Origin of the sequence: Rhodoblastus sp. 17X3, from assembly GCF_030056575.1 — a bacterium.
Classification (GTDB): Bacteria; Pseudomonadota; Alphaproteobacteria; order Rhizobiales; family Beijerinckiaceae; genus Rhodoblastus.
Window position 1 is genome coordinate 1 of record NZ_JASHHX010000025.1, and the last position, 17960, is coordinate 17960.

15 protein-coding genes are annotated in these 17960 nt (G+C 62.7%); 3 read left to right on the top strand and 12 right to left on the bottom strand.

Features of this window, described 5'->3' with window-relative positions:
- Both QM467_RS17500 and ccrA read right to left on the bottom strand, forming a co-directional pair.
- On the bottom strand, positions 1–1111 hold a 1111-nt coding region (locus QM467_RS17500; RefSeq protein ID WP_283367625.1), incomplete at its 3' end, for a DNA translocase FtsK 4TM domain-containing protein.
- 301 nt (positions 1112–1412) lie between these two features.
- Positions 1413–2711, bottom strand: coding sequence for a crotonyl-CoA carboxylase/reductase (gene ccrA / locus QM467_RS17505; RefSeq protein WP_283367626.1), 1299 nt, complete (start codon positions 2709–2711; stop codon positions 1413–1415).
- Between the two features lie 435 nt (positions 2712–3146).
- On the opposite strand from ccrA, the gene QM467_RS17510 reads away from it, so the two are divergent.
- Both QM467_RS17510 and QM467_RS17515 read left to right on the top strand, forming a co-directional pair.
- A complete protein-coding gene (locus QM467_RS17510; RefSeq protein WP_283367627.1) occupies positions 3147–5129 on the top strand; it encodes a protein meaA in 1983 nt (660 codons plus the stop codon).
- Between the two features lie 83 nt (positions 5130–5212).
- Positions 5213–6088, top strand: coding sequence for an undecaprenyl-diphosphate phosphatase (locus QM467_RS17515; RefSeq protein WP_283367628.1), 876 nt, complete (start codon positions 5213–5215; stop codon positions 6086–6088).
- A 34-nt stretch (positions 6089–6122) separates the two neighbouring features.
- Here QM467_RS17515 and clpB read toward each other — a convergent pair whose 3' ends face one another.
- The 4 genes from clpB to htpG form a co-directional block, all read right to left on the bottom strand.
- Entirely contained in the window at positions 6123–8762 is a 2640-nt protein-coding gene (gene clpB, locus QM467_RS17520) for an ATP-dependent chaperone ClpB (RefSeq protein ID WP_283367629.1), read from the bottom strand.
- Between the two features lie 213 nt (positions 8763–8975).
- Entirely contained in the window at positions 8976–9926 is a 951-nt protein-coding gene (locus QM467_RS17525) for a DUF4167 domain-containing protein (protein ID WP_283367630.1), read from the bottom strand.
- A gap of 407 nt (positions 9927–10333) precedes the next feature.
- The gene (prmC, locus tag QM467_RS17530) at positions 10334–11176 is read right to left on the bottom strand and encodes a peptide chain release factor N(5)-glutamine methyltransferase (RefSeq protein WP_283367631.1); all 843 of its coding nucleotides are present in this window, start codon (positions 11174–11176) and stop codon (positions 10334–10336) included.
- A gap of 41 nt (positions 11177–11217) precedes the next feature.
- On the bottom strand, positions 11218–13110 hold the full coding sequence (htpG, locus tag QM467_RS17535; protein ID WP_283367632.1) for a molecular chaperone HtpG: 1893 nt from the start codon (positions 13108–13110) through the stop codon (positions 11218–11220).
- Between the two features lie 459 nt (positions 13111–13569).
- On the opposite strand from htpG, the gene QM467_RS17540 reads away from it, so the two are divergent.
- The gene (locus QM467_RS17540) at positions 13570–13908 is read left to right on the top strand and encodes a DUF2794 domain-containing protein (RefSeq protein WP_283367633.1); all 339 of its coding nucleotides are present in this window, start codon (positions 13570–13572) and stop codon (positions 13906–13908) included.
- 7 nt (positions 13909–13915) lie between these two features.
- Here QM467_RS17540 and coaA read toward each other — a convergent pair whose 3' ends face one another.
- Genes coaA through QM467_RS17570 form a run of 6 tightly spaced genes read right to left on the bottom strand, consistent with a single transcriptional unit; the run spans position 13916 to position 17956 of the window.
- A complete protein-coding gene (gene coaA, locus QM467_RS17545) occupies positions 13916–14917 on the bottom strand; it encodes a type I pantothenate kinase (protein WP_446737798.1) in 1002 nt (333 codons plus the stop codon).
- Between the two features lie 15 nt (positions 14918–14932).
- Positions 14933–15256 carry a phosphoribosyl-ATP diphosphatase gene (locus QM467_RS17550; protein WP_283367634.1) on the bottom strand — a complete coding sequence of 108 codons (324 nt, stop codon included), beginning with the start codon at positions 15254–15256 and terminating at the stop codon, positions 14933–14935.
- A gap of 13 nt (positions 15257–15269) precedes the next feature.
- Entirely contained in the window at positions 15270–16043 is a 774-nt protein-coding gene (hisF, locus tag QM467_RS17555) for an imidazole glycerol phosphate synthase subunit HisF (protein ID WP_283367635.1), read from the bottom strand.
- A gap of 31 nt (positions 16044–16074) precedes the next feature.
- Positions 16075–16824: a 1-(5-phosphoribosyl)-5-[(5-phosphoribosylamino)methylideneamino]imidazole-4-carboxamide isomerase gene (gene hisA, locus QM467_RS17560; protein WP_283367636.1), complete on the bottom strand. Its 750-nt coding sequence runs from the start codon at positions 16822–16824 to the stop codon at positions 16075–16077.
- Positions 16812–17462, bottom strand: a complete 651-nt coding sequence (gene hisH, locus QM467_RS17565; protein ID WP_283367637.1) for an imidazole glycerol phosphate synthase subunit HisH — start codon at positions 17460–17462, stop codon at positions 16812–16814. Before hisH ends, hisA begins: the two co-directional genes overlap by 13 nt.
- Positions 17459–17956, bottom strand: coding sequence for a DUF2628 domain-containing protein (locus QM467_RS17570; RefSeq protein ID WP_283367638.1), 498 nt, complete (start codon positions 17954–17956; stop codon positions 17459–17461). Before QM467_RS17570 ends, hisH begins: the two co-directional genes overlap by 4 nt.
- Between the last annotated feature and the right edge of the window lie 4 nt (positions 17957–17960).

The window sequence follows — 17960 nt, forward strand, 5'->3', positions numbered from 1 at the left end:
AAACGCTGACGATATCGCCCTTGACGCTGAAGTCCTCGAGAACCCCTTCCAACAGGCGGGCGTTTTGCTCCAGTGAATCCTGAGCAATGCCGCTTGACGTCTTCTTGCCAACGGCAAGGAGGTGGATGGCGGGCGCCACATAGACGCCCGGGGAAACGGGGCCGCGAATCGCTTCGCCGCCTGCATCCAGGAATCCGCGACGCGTCTTTCCGCTGGTTCGCGAGGCGCGGGATTTATCACCCGGAAATGCAGGCGTCGCCGCGTCCCCGAAGACCGGCTGGGGTCTCGCAAGGTTCGAGCGGGCCGGGCCGAGTTCGTCGAATTGCCGCGCGGCGATATCATGCTCGACCGGCGCGGTCTGGCGGGCCTCCTGCGGCTTTCGCCGGAAAATGGCGTGAAGCCATTGCTGCACCGGATGGCGCCTTGCGCGTTCCGGAGAAATCCTGGATTCGGGGGCTGGATCGAATATGGCCCTGTCATCAACCGGAGTCGCAACGAGGCCGGAGAATCGCGTGGACTGACGGGAGTCCTCCGCATCGTCGGGATCGAGCGACGGCGGAGCGCCCATGCCTAGCGAGGCGGACAAGGCCAGTATGGCGATGGAAAAATAGACCAGACCGCTCAGAGTGAGCCCGAAAGGCGAAAAATAGCGCTTCGGCAAGGCGACGAGCGCGTCGCCAACGACGCCCCCCAGTCCCGTAGGCAGCGGCCATCCGTCCGTCGTCGGAAGGAGTGAGGCGACGGCCGCGGCGCTAAGCGTACCGACGAGCCAATAGGCGAGATAGCTGCCTGTGCTCCCCGTGCGGCGATGCGAAAGCACCTTCCAGCCGAGCAGGCCAAGTGGCGCAAGCAGAATGATCGAGCTGATGCCGATCAATTGCATGACGAGATCAGAAACCATGGCGCCCTTCACGCCGAGCGCATTGCGAACCGGCGTGTCCGTCGCATGGTTCAGGCTGGGGTCGGCGATCGACCAGGTGGCGAGCGCCAGGCCGAGGGCTGCGGTGAGCGCGATGATCGACAGTCCGGCGGCTTCCTGAAGCCGCCGTTGGAAGAACACGCGCGCCGACTCGGGCAGCACCTCGCCGATCGGCAATGTCGTCGTGCGCATGTGGTAGATTCCAACCCGCTCGATTGATAATGGCTGAGCAAGGTTAAGGATTTTCGGTTAACTTTGGCTTAACCTTATCAAAATCGTAAAATCAGGCAATTCCAGACGCCTTCTGCAAGCATAGATCATGCATTGGCAAAGCTTGCGCGCCGCCGCTGGAGCTTCAGTTCAAATTTGAAGAATGGAGCGTCGGCAAGGCAACCGTCAAATCAGGGCGGGGTAGAGGCGCTCTATTGCCTGAAGCGGCTGCGTCAACAGAAAAGGGCGGGATTTCGTCCCGCCCTCTGTTTAGACCTTGAACTTAGCCGGCCTTGCCGGCGTCGATCACATCTTCCAGCGTGCGAAGGCCGGTCTGCGTGGCGTTGACCAGGACGGCCATGTTGCCGGGCGCGTGCTGGTTCTTCCACATCTTGGTATGGGCGAGCGGAATCTTGGCCCAGGGGAAGACTTCCGACATGCAGGGATCGACGCGGCGATCGACGACGAAATTATTCGCCGCGGCAGCCTGCTTCAGATGCGCGAAATGCGAGCCCTGGATGCGCTTCTGCCGCATCCAGACATAACGAGCGTCGAAGGTCAGGTTGAAGCCCGAGGTGCCCGCGCAAAACACCACCATGCCGCCGCGCTTGCAAACGAGGGTCGAGACCGGGAAAGTCGCTTCGCCGGGATGTTCGAAGACGATGTCGACGTCCTTCTTGCCGGTGATGTCCCAGATCGCCTTGCCGAACTTGCGCGCTTCCTTGGTCCAGTCGACATATTCCTGCGAATTGACCTTGGGCAGCTGGCCCCAGCATTTGAAATCCTTGCGGTTGATCACGCCCTTCGCGCCGAGCGAAAGAACGTAATCGCGCTTGGATTCATCGGATATGATGCCGATGGCGTTGGCGCCGGCCGCCGCGATGAGCTGAACGCCGAACACGCCGAGGCCGCCCGAGGCGCCCCAGACCAGCACGTTGTCGCCTGGCTTCAGTCGATGAGGCTCATGGCCGAACAGCATCCGATAGGCGGTGGCGAGCGTCAGCGTGTAGCACGCGCTCTCTTCCCAGGTCAGATGCTTGGGACGGATCATCAGCTGGCGGTCCTGCACGCGGCAGAATTGCGCGAAGGAGCCGTCCGGCGTCTCATAGCCCCAGATGCGCTGCGAGGAGGAGAACATCGGGTCGCCGCCGTTGCATTCCTCGTCGTCGCCATCATCCTGGTTGCAGTGCACGACGACTTCGTCGCCGACCTTCCAGCGCTTCACTTTCGAGCCGATAGCCCACACGATGCCCGACGCATCGGAACCGGCGATGTGGAAGGGCTGTTTGTGAACATCGAAAGGCGAGATAGGCTCGCCGAGCCCTGCCCAGATGCCGTTATAGTTGACGCCGGCGGCCATCACGAGGACCAGCACGTCATGGCTGTCCAGGTCCCAGGTCGGGACAACTTCGAGCTGCATGGCGGATTCCGGCGGACCGTGACGGTCCCGGCGGATGACCCAGGCATGCATGTTTTTCGGCACGTGACCCAGCGGCGGAATTTCGCCGATGTCATAAAGATCTTTCAGGACCGGTTGGTTTGCGGCGTTCACGCCGCTCGCCGCTGGCGATGGATTGCTCAACGCTGACTCCTGTCGTAGATGGCCATTATGGATTGGGGTAGCCCGACGCCATTGCGGTTTCCGGTGAAGCGATCGACTTTTTCGCTCTCGGTCCGCAATAGATGGAATCGTCGCGCCCCGACTCCGCTCCGGATTCGTGTGCTCGCCTTGGTTCTTTCTGCGCCAATATACATAATATTGCCGCTTGGCGAGCGTCCGCACAATTTTTTTGCTTCGTGCTAAAGTCGGCGCCTGTTTTGTTCTCTCGGCCCCGGCGACGGACGTAGGAAATATTGTTTTATGAATCAATTGGTTGTTAAAATAGGCAAAAGATGGCCGGACTGCGTCCGGTTGTGTTGAGCCAATTGTGCTCCGCACCAAAGTAAGGCAAAGCAATGGTCTGGTCTTTGGCCCGACGATAGAGCGCCTGCACGCCACGATCAAAGTGAGGTTCCGATGACGAAGACAGCCACCGGTCGCGACAAGCCCTGGATTTTCCGCACCTATGCGGGTCATTCGACCGCGACGGAGTCCAACAAGCTGTATCGCGGCAATCTCGCGAAAGGCCAGACCGGCCTGTCCATCGCCTTCGATCTGCCCACCCAGACGGGCTATGACTCCGATCACCCGCTGTCGCGCGGCGAGGTCGGCAAGGTCGGCGTCCCGATCTCGCATCTCGGCGACATGAACACGCTGTTCGACGGCATTCCCATCGCCCAGATGAACACGTCGATGACGATCAACGCCACAGCGCCGTGGCTGCTCTCGCTTTATATCGCCGCGGCCGACGCCCAGGGCGCGCCGCGTTCCGTTCTGCAGGGCACGACCCAGAACGACATCATCAAGGAATATCTCTCGCGCGGCACCTATGTGTTTCCGCCCGGCCCGTCGCTTCGGCTGACCAAGGACGTGATCCTGTTCACGACCAAGGAAGTTCCGAAATGGAACCCGATGAACGTCTGCTCCTATCATTTGCAGGAGGCCGGCGCGACGCCGGTGCAGGAGCTTTCCTATGCGCTGGCCACCGCGGTCGCGATTCTCGATACGGTGAAAAAGTCCGGCCAGGTTTCGGAGGAAGATTTCGGCGAGGTCGTCGGGCGCATTTCCTTCTTCCTCAATGCGGGCATGCGCTTCGTGACGGAACTCGCCAAGGTCCGCGCCTTCACCGAATTGTGGGACGACCTCACCCGCGACCGCTATGGCGTCAAGGACGAGAAGCACCGCCGCTTCCGCTATGGCGTCCAGGTCAATTCCCTTGGATTGACCGAGCCGCAGCCCGAAAACAACGTCTATCGCATCCTGATCGAGACGCTGGCCGTCGTCCTGTCGAAAAAGGCGCGCGCCCGCGCGGTCCAGTTGCCGGCCTGGAATGAGGCCTTGGGCTTGCCCCGGCCCTGGGACCAGCAATGGTCGCTGCGTCTGCAGCAGATTCTCGCCTATGAAACCGATCTTCTCGAATATGGCGACCTGTTCGACGGAAGCCTGGAGCTTAGCAAGAAGGTCGACGAGCTGAAAGCTGAGGCTCTCGCCGAGCTTGCCGCAATTGACGCCATGGGCGGCGCGGTGGCGGCGGTCGAGACGGGCTATCTCAAGTCCAAGCTGGTCGAATCGAACACGCGCCGGCTGGAAGGCATCGAATCGGGCGAGCAGATCGTCGTCGGCGTGAACAAGTTCCTCGAGACGGAACCATCGCCGCTCACGACGGGCGACGGCTCGATTCTGGTCGTGCCGGAACATGTCGAGGCGGAGCAGATCGAGCGGCTGAACGCCTGGCGCGAACAGCGCGACGCCAAGGGCGTAGTCAGGGCGCTCGCGGAATTGCGCGCCGCAGCGGTGGAAGATCGAAACATCATGGAGCCGTCGATCGCCGCCGCCAAGGCCGGCGTGACGACCGGCGAGTGGGGCCAGACCCTGCGCGAGGTGTTCGGCGAATTCCGTGCGCCCACGGGCGTCGGACGCAGCGCGCGCCAGGCTGGCGGATCGCTCGATCCGGTCCGCGCCGAGGTCGAGCGCGTCTCGAAGACGCTCGGTCGCCGGATCAAGTTCCTGGTCGGCAAACCCGGTCTCGACGGCCATTCCAATGGCGCCGAGCAGATCGCCGTCCGCGCCCGCGACGCCGGCATGGAAGTGGTCTATGAGGGCATCCGCCTGACGCCCGCCGAGATCGTCAACGCCGCTCTCGAGGAAGGCGTCCATGTTGTCGGGCTCTCGATCCTGTCGGGCTCGCATGTGCCGCTCGTCCGTGACGTGCTCGATCGCATGAAGGCCGAGGGCATTTCGGACATCCCGGTCATCGTCGGCGGGATCATTCCGCCCGAGGATGAAAAGCTGCTGCTCTCGGAAGGCGTCGCGGCGGTCTATACGCCCAAGAATTACGAACTGAACACGATCATGGCCGATATCGTCCGGGTCGTCGAAAGCCGCGCGGCGCAAGGCTGAGCCGGCTTCGCCGAGATTGAAAGCCTCCGACATGTTTGCCAAAACTGTCGGAGGCTTTGTTTTGATTCGACTGGAGAAACCTTATGTCGGCTGAGGCCTGCACCCAGGGACTTGACACCGGATTCATCGAACTGGGAGCCGCGAAAGTCGCGGCGCTCGGCGTCGTACAGGGCATTACGGAACTCCTGCCGATCTCCTCGACCGCGCATATGCGGATCGTTCCGGCTCTTCTGGGCTGGCGCGATCCCGGTTCCGCATTCTCCGCGGCGATGCAGATGGCGGCGCTGGCCGCCGTGATCTCTTATTTCTGGAGCGACGTTCGCGGCTTTGTTTTCGGTTCGATCGCCGCCGTCAAGCGCCGCGATTTCAAGGACTGGCAATATCGCTTCACGACCTGGATTTTCCTCGCGACCCTGCCGCTCGTGGCGTTCGGGGTCCTGTTGTCCAAAACATTGAACGCCTGCGGTTCGCCCTTGCGAAGCCTTTGGGTCATCGGCGCGTCCTGCATTGTCATGGCGATCGCGCTGGCGCTGGCGGAAAAGTTCTGCACGCATCGGCGCACGCTCGACAATGTATCGCTCAAGGACGCCATGCTGGTCGGCCTCGCTCAGGTCGGCGCGCTGATCCCCGGCGTGTCGCGGTCCGGCTCGACGCTGACCGCCGCCCTGTTCCTCGACCTCAAGCGCGAGGAAGCCGCGCGCTTTTCCTTCCTGCTGGGCCTTCCGGCGATTTTCCTCGCCGGCGTCAAAGAGTTTTACGAATTGTTCAAGGCGGGGCTTTCGGCCGAAGGCTGGATGATCCTCGGCGTCGGACTCATCGTCGCCTCCATTTCCGCCTTTGCTGCGATCTGGAGCCTGATGCGGATTCTGGAGCGCTTTTCGTCCTGGCCTTTTGTCGTTTACCGGTTCCTGATAGGCGTGTTCCTACTGACCGCCGTCTGGCAAGGCTGGTTGCAATAAGAAAGGGCGGCTCAGGCCGCCCTTTCTTGCTGCATCAATTCAGCCGCGCCGGAGGCGTCTCGAAGTCAGGATCCGTTTTTGCGGCGGGTTTTCCGACCGGCTTGCCGTCAAAGGTCAATTCGCCGTTTGCGGCCGAAATGTCGAGGGTCTGGCCTTCGACGAATTCGCCCGACAGCAACATTTCCGCCAGCGGGTCCTGAACATTCTTCTGGATGACGCGCTTCAGGGGACGCGCGCCATAGGCGGGATCATAGCCCTTCTCCGCGAGCCAGGCCCGACCGGCCTCGCTCAGTTTCAGCGCGATCTTGCGATCCTCCAGCAGGTGTTCGAGCCGCTTGAACTGAATATCGACGATGGCGCCCATGTCCTGCCTCCTCAGACGATGGAACAGGATGATCTCGTCGATCCGGTTCAGGAATTCCGGCCGGAAATGCGCGCGCACCACCTGCATGACTTCGCCATGCACCGCCGACGAATCCTCGCCTTCGTTCTGCATGACGAGGAATTCCGAGCCGAGATTGGAGGTCATGATGATGACCACGTTGCGGAAATCGACGGTCCGCCCCTGCCCGTCCGTTAGCCGCCCATCGTCCAGCACTTGCAGCAGGACGTTGAAGACGTCCGGGTGCGCCTTCTCGATCTCGTCGAACAGCACGACCTGATAGGGGCGCCGCCGGACCGCTTCGGTCAAGGCGCCGCCTTCCTCATAGCCGACATAGCCCGGGGGCGCGCCGATGAGCCGCGAAACGGAGTGTTTTTCCATATATTCCGACATGTCGAGCCGGACCATGGCGGTCTCGTCGTCGAACAGGAACGAGGCCAGAGCCTTGGTGAGCTCGGTCTTGCCGACGCCGGTCGGGCCCAGGAACATGAACGAGCCAATTGGCCTGTTCGGGTCCTGAAGGCCTGCGCGGGCGCGACGCACCGCTGTCGCCACTGCCGCGACCGCTTCCCGCTGGCCGACGACGCGTTGGGCGAGCGCCTCTTCCATCTTCAGCAATTTGGCGCGTTCGCCTTCGAGCATCTTGTCGACGGGCACGCCGGTCCAGCGCGAAACGACCTGCGCGATATGATCGGGCGTGACGGCCTCGTCGACCAGGACCTCGCCGGATTTCGCCTCCGTTTCGGCAAGCTTCTGCTCAAGCTCGGGAATGACGCCATAGGTCAGTCGTCCCGCCTCCGCATAATCGCCCTTGCGTTGGGCGATCAGCAGATCGTTGCGGGCCGCTTCCAGCTTTTCCTTCATTTTCTGCGCCGCGCCGAGCTTGTCCTTTTCAGCGCGCCAGCGCGTCGTCAGCTCGGCGGATTTCTCCGTGAGATCCGCCAGTTCACCCTCAAGCTTCTTCAAGCGGTCTTTCGAGGCCGGGTCGGTTTCCTTCTTCAGCGCCTCCTGCTCGATCTTGAGCTGGATGATGCGCCTGTCGAATTCGTCGAGCTCCTCGGGCTTGGAATCGACCTGCATCCGCAGACGCGAGGCCGCCTCGTCGACGAGGTCGATCGCCTTGTCGGGCAGGAAGCGATCCGCGATGTAGCGGTTCGACAAGGTGGCGGCCGCGACCAGCGCGGAATCGCTCACCCGCACGCCATGGTGCAGCTCGTATTTCTCCTTCAGGCCGCGAAGGATCGAGATGGTGTCCTCTACGGTTGGCTCGCTGACGAAGACTGGCTGAAAACGCCGGGCGAGAGCCGCGTCCTTTTCGACATGCTTGCGATATTCGTCGAGCGTGGTCGCGCCGACGCAATGCAATTCGCCGCGCGCGAGCGCCGGCTTGAGCAGGTTGGAGGCGTCCATCGCGCCGTCCGTCTTGCCGGCGCCGACGAGCGTGTGCATTTCGTCGATGAAGAGGATGATCCCGCCCGCGGCCGCAGTGACTTCGTTCAGGACGGCTTTCAATCGCTCCTCGAACTCGCCGCGATATTTCGCGCCCGCGATCAGAGCGCCCATGTCGAGCGCCAGCAGGCTCTTGTCGCGCAGGCTTTCCGGCACGTCGCCATTGACGATGCGCAGCGCGAGGCCTTCGACGATCGCGGTCTTGCCCACGCCCGGTTCGCCGATCAGGACCGGATTATTCTTGGTGCGGCGGGAAAGAACCTGAATCGTGCGCCGAATCTCTTCGTCGCGGCCTATGACCGGGTCGAGCTTTCCCTCGCGCGCCGCCTCGGTCAGGTCGCGCGCATATTTCTTCAGGGCGTCATAGGCGTTTTCCGCCGATGCGGAATCGGCGGTGCGCCCCTTGCGAATATCTTCAATGGCGCGGTTCAGGCCCTGCGGATTGACGCCCGCATTGGCGAGAATCTTTCCAGCCTCGGAATTGGCGTCCATCGCCAGTGCAAGCAACAGTCTTTCGACCGTCACGAAGGAATCGCCAGCTTTCTGGGCGATCTGTTCCGCGGTGTCGAACAGGCGGGCTGTCGCCGGGGCGAGATAGAGCTGCCCTGCCCCCGAGCCTTCGACGCGCGGCAATTTGGCGAGGGCGAGCTCGCATTGCTGCAAGGCGTCGCGCGAACGCCCTCCGGACTTGTCGATCAATCCGGCGGACAAGCCCTGCTCGTCGTCGAGAAGCACCTTGAGAAGATGAAGCGGCGTAAATTGCTGATGGCCTTCGCGAAGCGCCAGAGACTGCGCCGATTGAACGAAGCCCCGCACCCGCTCGGTCAGCTTTTCGATATTCATTACGATCCTCCTATGCCCGCATGCATCTCCCGGATGGCGAGAACGCCGCGTCATGAATTCGGCCCCTGAACGGCGGCCTGACCGGTGATATGGGAACGCAATTCGCCCTTGAAAAGGCCAAGTCGAAGAATGGGAGGGCCGTCCCGAAAAAAGATGGCCCAAATGAAAAAAGCGGCGCTCGAGGCGCCGCTTTTGATCATCGGTTCAGGGATTTCACTCGGCGTCGGCGGAATTCGCTTCGGCGTTCGGCGCCGGGGCGTCCTGCTCCCCAGCTATTTCGGCACGTGTGCGCCGACGACGCCGCGGGCGCAAATGAAACCGCGCTTCCGCGTCGGCGTCGCCCTGCGGCGCATTGAACTCCGCCGTCTGGTCGCTGACCGCCGGCTGGTTGCCCAAGCCAGCTGCCTGGGCCTCCGGCGTGCCGGCGGCGACGGCGACCGGCGCTGCGGCGGGCGCCGCAGCGGTCCGAGTCGGAGCGGTGATGAAAGCCGGCAGGCCCGGCGTGACCGCGTCGAAATTCACGCGGGGCTGTTCCTGCGCGGCAGGGGGCGCCGCATCGAACCGGGGTTGTTGATCGCGGAAGTTTTGCCGGCCCTGACCCTGTTGATTGAAACGGCGGTCATTGCGCGGCTGGCGTTCGTGACGCTCCTGCCGCTCCCCGTGTTGGTTTGAATGCCGCTCGCCGGATCGGTCCTGACGTTCTGTGCGCTCGGGCGCCCGTTCCGCCGTATCCGACCCGTAGACCGGACGGTCGAAATAGGGCTGAGGCTGGCCGGCCATGCCGAGGTGGCCGATATTCGGCTGCGCCTGATGCGGAGGCGGGCTTGGCGCCTGCCGTTCCAGAGGCGAGGAGAAACGGTCGGGTAGCGCTACGAAATCGTCGTCGTCGTCGAGATCATCAAGGTCTTCGCCATTGCGGCTATAGCCCATCTGGGCTTGCTGCTGGGCGGTCTGCGCCGCTGCGATGATGCGGAAATAATGCTCAGCGTGCTGCAGCAAATTCTCTGCAACGACGGTGTCGCCGGAGGATTGGGCGTCGCGCGCGAGCTGGAGATATTTCTCCGCGATGTGCTGGGCCGTGCCCCGAATCTTGACGTCAGGTCCGTTCGATTCGTAGGTCCGGGTGAGGGGATTCGGACCCTTGCGATTATTACGACCACGCATACGCTTGTTTTGACCAGGTCTCATCGATAATCCCTGAGTAATAAAGTCGTCCGCGTTAGGATCCGCGCCGACGCTTCACCGCTGTTGCATTGCAGATTTTGGCGGCGCAGAAATCCCGGCGCTTTTGCCTCACCGGCCCTGTTTGCGACTCTCCGCAAACTTGCTTTCAATCTTCCAGTTCCATTGAGGGAAACGGCGATCGTACCACGTCGCTCAAACCGCATGCCTAAGTGGCCGGTCTTGGGAAGGTCTGAAACGCCGCAACCTGCGGAACCTTTCTCCAGCCGAGCCTTGCTGCGGTCAAATCAAGCGCAACCAGGTATTTGCTGCGGTGCAGACTAAATGTTTTTTGACGCCGCGCCAAGCCCAAACTTTCTGGCAATGTCCAGAAAAGAGCAATTAAGCGTTCAAGGCCTGCGGAACATGACGACCCGGTCGCGGCCGCCGCTGTCCCGAGCGACCTCCGTGGGGCCGAACCCATCGGCTTCGAAAATTTTCGCCACGTCGGCGGCCTGCCGCCAGCCGATCTCGAAAAGAGCGGCGCCGCCCGGATTCAGCAATCGCGACAGGGAGGGAGCGATACGCCGATAGCAATCGAGTCCGTCCGACCCAGCGTAAAGCGCCAATTCTGGATCGTGATCAGCAACCTCTTGCGCAAGTTCGCTCTTTTCCGTCAGCGCAATATAGGGCGGGTTGGAAACGATCAGGTCGAACGTTCCCACAAGCGCTTCGGCCCAGTTTCCGCAAAATATCGAAGAGCGCTTCGCCAGACCGCATCGCCTGAGATTGGCCTGTGCGATTCCGCAGGCTGAAAGAGACAGGTCGACGCCAACGCCGGTCGCGTCCGGGAGCGCGTCGAGCAGAGCGCACAGAATGGCGCCGGAGCCGGTCCCCAGATCTAGAATTTCCGGCCCCGTCCATTTGCGGGCTCTCGCGAAATCGAGCGCGGCGTTGACCAGGGTTTCCGTATCGGCGCGCGGGTCCAGCACATCGGCGGTGACGAGCAGATCGAGTCCGTAAAATCCGCTGCGGCCGAGGATGCGCCCAACGGGCGCACCGGCGATTCGGCGCTCCATGAAGCGCTGCAAGCGTTCGGCGCGCTCGAAGCCGAGGGGTTCGTCGCCGCGCGTCAGCAATTCAAGCGCATTCAAGCCTGACGCGCCCTCGAGCAGATGGCGCGCCTCCAGCGCGGCTGGCTCCTTGCCGGCGTCGGCGAGAGCCGACGCAAGCTGTTTGCGCGCCTGCGCCAAGGTGTCGCCGGCTGCGAAGAGGGCTGGCGGAGGCGACAGGTTCAGGCTCCCAAGGCCTTGCCAAGCATGCGCGTCAGGCGCGCCGCGAAGGCGGCCGTGTCTTTCGGGGGCGCGCCGTCGAGCAGGCGGGCCTCGTCGAAGATGAGCCAGACGGCGTCCTCGAACAGGTCCCTGTCCGGGGATTTCGCCAGCATTTCGAGCGCGCGGACCAGCGGATGCGAAGGATTGACCTCGAGCACCGGCTTCAATTCCGCCGGCGCCTGGCCATGCGCCGCCAAAATTTGCTGTAGGCGGAGGTCGGGACCGAATTCCGGCGCGACAAGGCAGGCGGCGCTTTCCGAGAGACGGTCGGAGACGCGGACGTCTTCCACGACCGATTCGAGCGTCTGCTTGGCCAAGGCGACGAATTCCCGGACCTCTCCCGTATCTTCGGGCGGCTTGCGGCTCTCATCGAGAAGTTCGATGTTCTTGATATCGGCGCCGCCCTGCGTGACCGATTTAAATGGCTTGCCGTCATAGCCGACCGCGGTCTGGACCCAGAAGGCGTCGACAGGATCGGAAAGCAGCAGGACTTCGACGCCGCGGGCTCGGAAACCTTCCAGCTGGGGACTGCCGGCGATCCGCTCGGCGTTCTCGCCTGTGATGTAATATATGGAGGTCTGGTTCGGCCGTAGCGCCGCGATGTAGTCGGCGAGAGTTCGCTTGCCCTCTCTATCGGCGGTCGTGGCGAATCGCGCCATTTTCAAAAGGGCGTCGCGGCGTTCCGGGTCCTCATAAAGGCCCTCTTTCAGAACGGCGCCGAAATTCTTCCAGACCGGGCCGAATTTTTCCGGATCGTTTTCGGCGAGCTTGCCCAGCTCCTGAAGCAGGCGGTTCGTGACGCCCTTCTTGATCGCGGCGAACAGCTGGCTCTCCTGAACCATTTCGCGCGAAACATTCAAGGGCAGGTCGGGCGAATCGACCACGAGGCGGATGAAGCGCAGATAGCCGGGCAGAAGGTCGATATCGCGGGAAATCAGCACGCGGCGCGAATAGAGTTTCGCGCGGCCCTTGCGCGCAGGATCGAATAAATCGAAGGGGCGGGAGCCGGGCACGAAAGCCAGCACGGTGTATTCGGCCCGCCCTTCGGCGCGCCAATGCACGGTCAGCGCCGGCTCGTCGAATTGCCCTGCAAGCTCCTGATAGAATTCCTTGTATTGCTCGTCAGTGATTTCCGCTTTCGGCTTGGCCCAGAGCGCGGCGCCTTCGCTGATCCGCCGAGGTTCGGCGTCCGGCTTCTCGATGATTTCGATCGGCGTCGCGACGGCGCTGGAATGTTCGTTGACGATCGATTCGAGCTTGTTCGGCTCCAGATAGGCCTTCGACTCGTCGTTGAGATGGAGAATGACGCGCGAGCCATGCCGAGGCGCCTTGTCCGGGTCGAGCGGCGCGATTTCGAATTCGCCCTTGCCGTCCGAGCTCCAGCTCCAGGCCAGACTCTCGCCGGCGCGCCGCGTTTCGACGACGACGCGGTCGGCGACCATAAAGGCCGAATAAAAACCGATGCCGAACTGCCCGATCAGTTCCGCCGCGCCTGATTCGGACGCCTTGACCTTCTCGAGGAAGGCGCGGGTGCCGGAATTCGCGATCGTTCCCAAGGCGGAGGTCAGGTCATGGCGCGACATGCCGACGCCATTGTCCTCGATGGTCAGCGTTCCCGCCTCGGGGTCCACGGCGACCCGAATGACGAAAGCTTCGCCGCCGTCGAGAAGCGCGGGATTGCTGTTGGCTTCATAGCGTAGCTTTTCGCAGGCGTCCGCCGCGTTGGAAATCAGCTCCCGCAGGAAAATATCGCGTTCGGTATAGATCGAATGAACCATGAGATGCAGCAATCGCGCCACATCCGCTTGAAACACATGGCGTTCGTTGTCCATCGTCGCCGCTTCCTGCGTCATTTTTCTCGCTCTGGCTCGTTTGGGAAGGAAATTGCGGGCGTCATGCCCCGGGCCGCTATATTGCGGCGGTCGAGCCGAGATTCAAGACCGCGCAAAACCATCGGGCCCGATCGGCCGCCGCAGGCGCAAAGAGAGCCGGCCGGACGACGCCGGCCGGCTCATGCCATAAGGACCATTTGTTCAATTCCGGAAGCCGCCTCGGCTGGGGGGCTGCGTCAATGCGGCGAAATCCCGGGCAAAGGCCTTAGGCGCTTCCTTGATTGCTCTGCAAAGCAGCGGGCGCATGGCGCGATGGCGGCGGAAATGTGAATTCGCCCCGGGGGAGGAGCTCCCGCGCGAAGGCGCGCTTTCTTTACTTGCCTGGCGGCGGAAACCGGGACATCATCGCGATACAATCCTTGAATCGATGTCTTGCGCTTGAGCGAAAACCCGCCTGAGATAAATCTTCAAGTCTTGCGTTTGCCGGCGCCAGCTTCGACGCCGGGCGACCCGTCAGGTCAGGTGGTCGGATTCGACCGCAGCGAATTGCAAATCATCTTCAATCTTTATGGCCGCATGGTCGCGCAAGGCGTCTGGCGTGACTATGCCATCGATTTTTCCGCGTCGCAGGCGGTTTTCTCGGTCTTTCGACGCAATGGCGAGGCCGCCTATTTCCGTATCGTGAAAGAGCCGAAAGCGATTCGGAAACAGGGCGCCTATTCGGTCGTCGCTCAGACGGGGCTGATCCTGAAGCGCGGTACCGAGCTTGCCCGGGTTGTCGCCATTTTGGAGAAAAAGCCGAAACTGGTCATGGTCTGACCCGTTTTCACAATTTCCGCAGCGCGACCTCTTCGATTCGATGGCTTGAGCCCTTGGTCAGCACCAGGCTGGCGCGCGCGCGGGTCGGCAGAATGTTCTCGTGCAGATTGCGCAGGTTGATCCGCTTCCAGATGCTCCGCGCGGTCGCTTCGGCGTCTTCGTCGGGGATGTCGGCATATTTCCTGAAATAGGACCGCGGATCGCGGAAGGCCGTCGAGCGCAGCCGCATGAAGCGCGAGACGTACCATTTTTCGAGCTGGTCCTCGTCCGCATGGAGATAGACCGAAAAGTCGAAAAAATCCGAGACGAACGGCGTTTCCTTGCCGTCGCGCGGCAGGCGGCTCGGCAGCAGGACGTTCACCCCTTCGACAATGAGAATGTCGGGGCGGTCGACGCTGACAGCCTCATCGGGGACCATGTCATAGGTCAAATGCGAATAGACGGGCGCCTCGACGTGGCCGCGGCCGGCCTTGACGTCCGAGAGAAAGCGCAGAAGCCTGTTGGTGTCATAGCTTTCCGGAAAGCCCTTCCGGTCCATGAGGTCTTCCCGCTCCAGCTCCGCATTGGGCAGGAGGAAGCCGTCTGTGGTGATCAGCTCGACCTTCGGCGTGTTCGGCCAGCGCGACAACAAGGCCTGAAGCACGCGGGCGGTGGTCGATTTGCCGACCGCGACCGAGCCTGCGACGCCGATGATATAGGGAACCTTGCCATCGTCCGCGCCCAGAAATCTCTGGGTCGCCTTGAACAAGCCCTGGGTCGCCGCGACGTAAAGCGCCAGCAGGCGCGACAGCGGCAGGTAAATGGCGATGACTTCTTCCAGCGAAATCGGATCGTTGATCGATTGAAGCCGCTTCAGGTCGTCGATCGTCAGGGTCAAAGGCGTGTCGGCGCGCAGCCGCGCCCATTCCTCACGGGTGAAATGTCGGTAGGGAGAAAGATTGGGCCCGACTCGTTCGGCCATGTTCTCTGCGACGGACTGTCTGATGATGTCGTTCAACGCCGCCTCCAGGACGCGCCGAGCCCCCTAACTGGTGCGGGAGGCTTTCTCCTGATGGCCCGATTGCTGGGTGCGCCGGGCGAGTTCATCGATTACATCCTGCAACGGAACGCCGCCGTCTTGAAGCAAGACCAATAGATGATAGAGCACGTCGGCCGCCTCCATCTTCAGCGCGCGGGTGTCGCGCTCGGCGGCTGCGATCACCGCTTCGACCGCCTCTTCGCCGAATTTCTTCGCAATTCGGCCCGTGCCGGATTCGAGCAGGCTCCGCGTATAGGATTGGTCGGCGCTCGCCGCCGCGCGTCGGGCGATCAAGGCGGCGAGATCTTCAAGCGAAAAGGCGTCAGTCATACGTTGCGCTTCCTCAGAAAGCGGGCCGATCAAGTCGCATGGGAAGTCCGGCCTTCGCCATATAGTCTTTCGCCCCGCCAATGGTGAATTCGCCAAAATGGAAGATCGAAGCGGCCAGCACGGCGCTGGCGTGGCCGTCGCGCACGCCTTCGACCAGATGCTCGAGCGTTCCTACTCCTCCCGATGCAATGACCGGGATCGAAACCGCATCGGCGATGGTCCGGGTCAGTTCGATGTCGAAGCCGGACTTGGCGCCGTCGCGGTCCATCGAGGTCAGGAGGATCTCGCCGGCTCCAAGCGCGGTGACTTCTTTCGCATATTCGACCGCGTCGATGCCGGTCGGTCGGCGTCCGCCATGGGTGAATATCTCCCAGCGTCCGGCCGCGACGTTCTTGGCGTCGATGGCGACGACAATGCACTGGCTGCCGAATTTTTCCGCGCCGCGCCGTACGAAATCGCGATCATGGACGGCGGCGGTCATGATCGAGGCCTTGTCCGCGCCCGCAAGCAGCAGGTTGCGGATATCGTCGAGCGTTCTGACGCCGCCGCCGACCGTAAGCGGCATGAAACAGGCTTCGGCCGTCCGCTGGACGGCGTCGAACAGCAGGCCGCGTTCCTCATGGCTGGCGGTGATGTCGAGAAAGCATAATTCGTCGGCGCCGGCGGCGTCATAGGCGATCGCGCATTCCACCGGATCGCCGGCGTCGCGCAAATTGACGAAATTCACGCCCTTCACGACACGCCCGTCCTTGACGTCGAGGCAGGGAATGACGCGTGTCTTAAGCAAAATGATGCTCCGTGCTGACGCTGGGCCTTTTTCAGGCTTTGCGCTTGGCCTTGATGAGATTGAGCGCCTGCTGCGGATCGAGCCGGCCGTCGTATAGCGCGCGACCGCTGATCGCGCCGGCAAGGCGCGCGCAATCTGGCTCCAGCAGCCGTTCGACATCGGCGATGGAGGCGAGCCCGCCCGAGGCGATGACCGGAATGGCCAAGGCGTTGGCGAGGGCTAGAGTAGCCTCGATATTCAGGCCTTTGAGGACGCCGTCACGAGCGATGTCGGTGTAGATGATCGCCGCGACGCCGGCGTCTTCGAATCTCTTGCCCAGTTCGACAGCGGTCAATTGTGACGATTTCGCCCAGCCATCCACGGCGACGAGGCCGTCGCGCGCGTCGATGCCGACGGCGATCCGCCCCGGATGCAGCCGCGCGGCTTCACGGACGAGATCGGGGTCGCGGACGGCGGCCGTGCCGATGATCACCCGATTGACGCCCTTGCCAAGCCAGCCCTCGATCGTCCGCATGTCGCGGATGCCGCCGCCGAGCTGAACCTGCATTTTCGTCAGCGCGGCGAGGACCGTGTCGACGGCGGCGGCGTTCATCGGTTTGCCGGCGAAGGCGCCGTCGAGATCGACGACATGCAGATATTCGAAGCCCTGGGTCTCGAAGGTCAGGGCCTGGGCCGCCGGATCGTCATTGAAGACCGTGGCCTGCGCCATGTCGCCATGGATGAGCCGGACGCATTGTCCGCCCTTGAGGTCGATCGCGGGAAACAGAATCACGGGCGCCACCTCAGGAAATTGGAAATGAGCCTGAGCCCCATCGACTGGCTCTTCTCCGGATGAAACTGCACGCCGACAATCGTGTCCCGGCCGACCATCGCCGTCAAAGGGCCGCCATATTCGGTGGTGGCAATAACATCGTCCGGGTTGGAGGCCAACAGGTGGTATGAATGGACGAAATACGCGTTAAGCCCGTCCCGCCCGGTCGCTATGCCCTCGAGCACGGGGTGGGGTCTGTTCAGGTCGAGATTGTTCCAGCCCATATGCGGGATTTTCAGCTTCGGATCGCTCGGCTGGATCGGGACGACAGCGCCGCCGATCCAGCCAAGGCCCGGCGTGTCGCCATGTTCGAGCCCACGTTCGGCCAATAATTGCATGCCGACGCAGATGCCGAGGAAGGGAGCGCCGCCCTTGCGGACGGCGTCCTCGAGCGCCTCGGCCATGCCTTCGATCTCCAGAAGGCCGCGCCGGCAATCCGCAAAAGCGCCGACCCCGGGCAGGACCACGCGATCGGCGCGGCGGACGGCTTCAGCGTCCGCCGTGACCGAGATCGCCGCGTCTATGCCGCTTTCGCGCGCGGCGCGCTCGAAAGCCTTGGCGGCGGAATGGAGATTGCCAGAGCCGTAATCGATGATGGCGACGTTCAAGAATAAGACTCCCGCGACGGAAACAAGCCCAGCAGATCGGCGCCGTCCGCTGCGCCGGGCGCCGGAGGCTTCGCGCCGTCATCCCGATCGACCGGCTGCGGCTTCGGAGCGGCCAGAGCGTCGGCGCGCTGGGCGAAATAGACGGTTTCCGCGTCGCCGACCGAATCGCCCATAGTCAGGCCGTGGATCAGGAAGCCCGCCCGGGACAGGCGGTGTTGCCGAAAGCGGTCGGCTTCGAGGCCGAAGGCCAGGACGCCGAGATTATAGAGCAGGAAGGCCGCCGCCAGGCCGACATGGGCGAAGCCGGCGAGCAGCCCGATGGCGAGGAGAAGGGCCAGCCAGAGACCGAAGGCGAGCCAAAGGCCGTGGCGGGCGGCCCAGAGTGGCGTGGCCAGAAAGGCGGGCCAGGAAAAGCCCAGCTTCACGAACCGGGCGCCTTCGAGCGAGCGCGCCGCCGAGCCGCCCGTCGGAAGGAAGACTGAATAGAGCTTCATGGCG